This window comes from Sphingobacteriales bacterium (assembly GCA_012517435.1).
Classification (GTDB): Bacteria; Bacteroidota; Bacteroidia; order CAILMK01; family JAAYUY01; genus JAAYUY01.
The window spans coordinates 1-5,823 of sequence record JAAYUY010000128.1 but is presented as its reverse complement, the minus strand read 5'-3'; the positions used below and the strand labels follow the sequence as shown (position 1 = coordinate 5,823).

Annotated in this window: 4 protein-coding genes; 1 reads left to right on the top strand and 3 read right to left on the bottom strand. The window is 40.6% G+C overall.

Annotated features, from left to right (window positions below; genetic code table 11):
- From uvrA to GX437_07350, 3 genes are all read right to left on the bottom strand, one after another.
- On the bottom strand, positions 1–2,551 hold a 2,551-nt coding region (gene uvrA, locus GX437_07360; GenBank protein NLJ07470.1), incomplete at its 3' end, for an excinuclease ABC subunit UvrA.
- A 2-nt stretch (positions 2,552–2,553) separates the two neighbouring features.
- Positions 2,554–3,693, bottom strand: coding sequence for a transglycosylase SLT domain-containing protein (locus tag GX437_07355; protein NLJ07469.1), 1,140 nt, complete (start codon positions 3,691–3,693; stop codon positions 2,554–2,556).
- Between the two features lie 46 nt (positions 3,694–3,739).
- Positions 3,740–4,408 carry a hypothetical protein gene (locus tag GX437_07350; protein ID NLJ07468.1) on the bottom strand — a complete coding sequence of 223 codons (669 nt, stop codon included), beginning with the start codon at positions 4,406–4,408 and terminating at the stop codon, positions 3,740–3,742.
- A 186-nt stretch (positions 4,409–4,594) separates the two neighbouring features.
- Here GX437_07350 and rseP point away from each other — a divergent pair.
- Positions 4,595–5,823 (top strand): RIP metalloprotease RseP (rseP, locus tag GX437_07345; GenBank protein NLJ07467.1); only part of this gene is annotated, 1,229 nt, incomplete at its 3' end.

Genomic DNA, 5,823 nt, shown 5'->3' with positions numbered 1-5,823 from the left:
GTGTTTTTCCGGTATCCCTTTTGGCTAATTCGGCAGCCAGTTTGACCCGTTGTGCTTCTCCACCGCTGAGTGTTACGGAGCTTTGTCCGAGCGTAATATATCCCAGCCCGACATCCACCATGGTCTTCAGTTTTCGTTTCAGTTGAGGAATATTGCTGAAAAATTCCAGTGCATCCTCATGAGTCATATTGAGAACATCATTAATGGATTTCCCTTTGTATCTGACTTCAAGAGTTTCACGGTTATATCTTTTTCCGAGACATTTCGGGCAGGTAACCAAAACATCGGGTAAAAAGTTCATTTCAATAGTTTTTTCTCCGGCTCCTTCGCATTCTTCACATCTGCCACCTTTCACATTAAAAGAAAAACGTCCGGGCTTATAACCGCGTATTCTTGCTTCAGGCAGTTCAGTGAAGATATTTCTGATGAGTGAAAAAGTACCTGTGTAAGTGGCAGGATTGGAACGGGGGGTACGGCCAATGGGTTGCTGGTCAATTTCGATGACTTTGTCAATGTTTTCAATGCCTTTGATTTCGCTGTAGGGGAGAGGCGGTGTTTTTGTTCTGTAAAACCTGTTTTTCAGGATAGGATATAATGTTTCGTTTATAAGAGAAGATTTGCCGCTTCCCGAAACTCCAGTCACACAAACGAGCGTACCAAGCGGAATTTTGAGATGAACATCCTTAAGATTGTGCCCTCTGGCTCCCGATAATTCGAGGAAAAGGCCGTTTCCTTTTCTTCTTTTTTTAGGAATCTCAATTTTTTTAACACCTGACAAGTAATCGGCAGTGATACCTTTAGATTGATTAATCTGAGCGGGTGTCCCTGTGGCGATGAGGTTGCCGCCATGAATACCTGCCCCAGGACCCAAATCTACAATAAAATCCGCATTTTGCATCATTTCCTTGTCGTGTTCAACCACGATGACACTGTTCCCTATGCGTGACAATTCCTTCAGGGCGTTGATAAGCCGGTGATTGTCGCGTTGATGAAGGCCTATACTGGGTTCATCGATAATATAGGTAACATTTATCAGATGCGAGCCAATCTGAGTGGCCAGTCTGATACGCTGGGCTTCACCTCCGCTGAGAGAGGCCACCGGCCTCGACAACGACAGGTACCCTAAACCAATATCCACCAGAAATGAAGTCCTTTCCCTGATTTCTTTCAGGATTTCTGTCCCGATAATTTTTTTATTTCCGGTTAATTGTTGTTCCAGCTTTACTATCCAGTTGTAAAAATCATTCAGTTGCAGCGAAGCGGCTTCATAAATATTTTTTTCATCTATTCTGAAAAAGAGGGCTTCTTTTTTCAGCCTTGATCCTCCACAATCCTCACAGATGACGAGGGGAATAAATTCCAGCAGATCTTCCCTGATGTGGCTGCTTTCCTGATTGTTGATGAGATTTTTGTAACGTTTTATCAGTCCTTCAAATTTCAGTTCATAGTCCATGAAGGCTGTTTTAATAAGTATCTCATCATTCGAGCCATAAAGAATTTTGTCGAGTTTATCTTTTGGCAGGTCTTTGACAGGGGTATCGATGTCGATTTGATAACGGAGAACGAGGCCTTTAATGATAGCAGTAGTCCAATGGTCTTTTTTGGGATCAATAATCAGCAATCCGCCTTCCCTGATGCTTTTATTTTCGTTTAAAATAATTGTTTCTTCATCAATTTTATAGGTTTTACCGAGTCCCTGGCAGGCCGGACAGGCACCATAGGGAGAGTTGAATGAAAAAGTGTTGGGTTGGGGTTCATCATAAGACAATCCGCTTATCGGGTCCATCAAATTGCGGCTGTAATAAAATACTTCCGGAGAGTCTTCTTCTGTTACCAGAATAGTTCCTTTTCCTTCTTTCAGGGCAAGCTGAATGGAAGATTTTAATCTTTCAGCATTTTTCGGGGCAATGACTACCCTGTCTGCCAATATTTCAATGTCGTGTATCTGATAGCGGCTGACTTCCATTCCCGGCTGAATTTCCCGCAGTTTTCTGTCAACCCTGACTTTTGTATAACCTCGCTTCCTGTACTGTTCAAACAGTTCACGATAGTGTCCCTTACGGGCTTTAACAACCGGAAAGTAAATGTTAATCAGTTTGTTGTAGTGTTTTTCAAAAATGGCAGCCAGCAATTGTTCTTCCGTATATCTGACCATTTTCTCACCACTGAGGTAAGAGTAGGCATCGGCAATGCGGGCATAAAGCAAACGCAGAAAATCATAAATTTCAGTAATGGTTCCGACTGTTGAACGGGGATTTTTATTCCCGCTTTTCTGTTCAATTGAGATGACGGGGCTAAGTCCCTCAATTTTTTCCACCTCAGGGCGTCTCATTTCTCCGATGTATTGGCGGGCATAGGAAGCAAAAGTTTCCATATAACGCCTTTGACCTTCGGCATAAAGAGTATCAAAGGCAAGCGAGCTTTTACCGCTTCCGCTGAGGCCGGTGATCACTACCAGCCTGTTTCTTGGAATATCAAGACTGATGTTTTTCAGGTTATGTTCGCAAGCTCCGTAAATACTGATTTTCCCTTCCTCAAAAACGTCATCCATATTTATTTCCTGATTATTATTCTGAGACAGCTCCCTTTTTTAACTTTTGAAGATTTTAATGAATTCCATTCTTTCAGCTGTGCTTCGCTGACATGATATAAAACGGCAATTTCTTTCAGTTTCATGTTTCTTTCGGCTGTGAAATAAACAATGCTGTCAGGTTTTGGTTCATAAATCCGGACAGGTTCTTCTTTCTTTGGTTCGCCAACTTTATCTTCTTCTTCGATAACAGTGCTGTTTTTTTCAGGCAGATCAATGTAATAGACTTTTTTGTTTTTGTTGGGCAATTCAGTTGAACGCAGCCATGGATTGAGCAATTTTAATGTCCGGTAGGTAATCCCCTGAGAAAGAGCAAAATCGACAAGGGAAGTAAGAGGAGAGTCGATTATGACCTGATAAGTGTTGTATGGCTTGTAAAGATGACTTTTCAAAACATAAAAGCCATAATCTTCAGGATTTTCAAATATGAGTTTGGCCGCAAGTATTCTGAAAATATATCTGCTTGTTTCGATATTCAGATAGAGGTCATAAAAAGAAGCCGTTTTTTGTTTGTTTAACTGATTGACAATACCACCTATTCCCATGTTGTAGGAAGCAGCCGTTAATGTCCAGTTATTAAAGTATCCGTAAGCTTCTTTGAAATAAGCACAGGCAGCTTCGGTGGCTTTGACGACATGGTATCTTTCATCGACATATTCATTGATTTCAAGACCATATTTTTTTCCCGTTTCTTCCAGAAACTGCCAAAATCCCTGTGCCCCTGAGGGAGAGGTAACATTCTGAAAACCGCTTTCTACCATGGCGACATATTTAAAATCGTCCGGAATACCATTCTTCTTTAAAATGGCTTCAATGACCGGGAACCAGCGGGAAGCCCGTTTGATATTGAGTAAGGTATTTGACTGCCAGTAAACATTCACCAGTAATTCACGGTCGAGTCTTTCGCGGACATCCTCCGATTCAAGCGGCACATTTTCCCCTGCAAAAGTCAGATGATCAGGCAATTCCAGTGAATATACACGATAATGTTCCAGAAATTCACTGCGGTGTTTCTCACGGGAAGTAATGGTATTAAACATAAAAAACTGCCAGATGACCACGAGGCAAAGAAAGATAATGATATAGACCGAATATTTTTTCATCATGACAGAAGTTACACTTCAAACGTGAAAATCAAAAAAATAGTGCTTACCTGAGTTTGGCAAGGGGAAGACTGAAGTCGGGAGCAAAATTCAGGGAATTGCGGTAATATTCTTTGGCTTTTTCTTTATTACCATTTATTTCTTCCCATGTTCCGAGGAAATAATAAGCCATGGAAATAACTGGAACACTGATATAATTGGAAGGACCCAGACGTACCACATAAACATCTTTCAACGCCTGAGGCATGTTTAATAAAGATTCGATAACGATTTTACCGCTCTGCGGATTACCGGTATTGAAGCTTTGAACTCCGATTTCATATAAAAACGCTGTATTTTTCTTTTTGTTATACAGTTTGGTAAATGCCTGAAGGGCTTCTGTTGATTTATTTAATCGGGAGGCCATAGTACCATAAACTTCAAGTGCATCGAGATTGGCAGTATCGATTTTAATCATTTTTGAGGCCGTCTGATAAGCACTGCCAAGGTCATCAAGCTGAACATAAAGCTTTGACAGGGTATCGAGAAGCCCCATGTTGACCGTATCAAAAGCCAGTATGTTTTGAATGGCAGCAATAGCTGTCTGCCTGTCGCCAGTGGAAAAGGCATTAGCCAGCACAAGTCGGTTGTGGCGTATGCTTTCCTTTTTGTATTTGTTGTGGTAACTGCATGAGACCAGCGAGAAAGCCAGTAAAATTATCAGTAAATTCTTCATTTTTAATTGAATTTAGTTCGTTAAAAGCTTGTACAAAGAAAAAACAATTGTATCAATTAAGGGTTCTTTTTATCAGGAAATAAACTGCAATTTTGCAGAGGCATTTACTGGCAGTGATATTGCATAAATGCTGGTTTTCTTAATTTTTCAGAGTAAATTGTCATCTTTAAAAAATAGTAACACTTTATGCAGGCATTAGTCATGATCGGGCAGTTGTTGCTCGGCTTATCCATTCTTGTTTTTGTTCATGAGCTTGGGCATTTTCTTGCAGCCAAGGCTTTTGGGATGAGAATTGAAAAATTTTACATTTTCTTTGATTTTGGAAAAACAAAAATTTTCAGTTTTAAAAGGGGCGAAACGGAATACGGCCTGGGATGGTTTCCTCTTGGCGGTTATGTGAAAATTTCGGGTATGATTGATGAATCACTCGATAAGGAGCAACTGAAGCAACCGCCACAGCCATGGGAGTTTCGTTCAAAACCAACATGGCAAAGGCTGATTGTGATGGTAGCCGGTGTGTTTATGAACCTGATTCTTGGCATTTTCATGTTTTCGATGATTGCTCTGAAGACCGGAGATGTTACCATTCCTTTGTCAAAGAATGATCCGGCTATTGTGGCACTTGATTATGGCAAAAAAGTTGGTTTTCAGACAGGGGATACACTCATCAGTATCAACAATAAACCTGTTTCGCAGCTGAATGAATTTTCGGATCTCTACAGCTATCAGCTTCTTTTGTCTAACCATGCAAAAGTGGAAATCAGGAGAAACGGAAAAGATACAGTCATTCAAACACCTGAAAACTTTCTGAATGAAGTTGTGGATGAAGGTTTGAACAATTTTATTCAGCCCGGCTATCACTTCTATGTCAGGAAGGTAAAGCCGAAAAGCAATGCCGATAAGGCCGGATTAAAGGCTCAGGATGTCATCATTGCTGTAAATGATACGCCTGTAATGTATTATTACGACTTTGTGGACCGTCTGGCAAAAAACAAAAAGAAAGTTGACCTGACTGTTTTAAGAAATTCAGATACCCTTGTTTTACAGAATGTTGAAATTGATGAAAACGGGAAAATAGGGTTTTATCCTGAATTTAAAGTGGTTACCGACACACATTATTACGGATTTTTTGAATCATTTAAGGTCGGGAATAACCGTGCATGGTTCATGCTTAAGGAAAATACTCTTGGCTTTGTCAAGTTGTTTAAGGGTGAGGTTGATCCCAGAAAAGCACTCAAAGGCCCTGTTGGTATTGCCACAATTTATGGTGGTGAGTGGATATGGCTGAATTTCTGGACGATAACTGCACTTCTTTCTCTCATTCTGGCATTCATGAATCTTTTGCCGATTCCGGCACTTGACGGTGGACATGTCATTACCATTTTAATAGAAATTATTACGGGCAAACCCCTGGG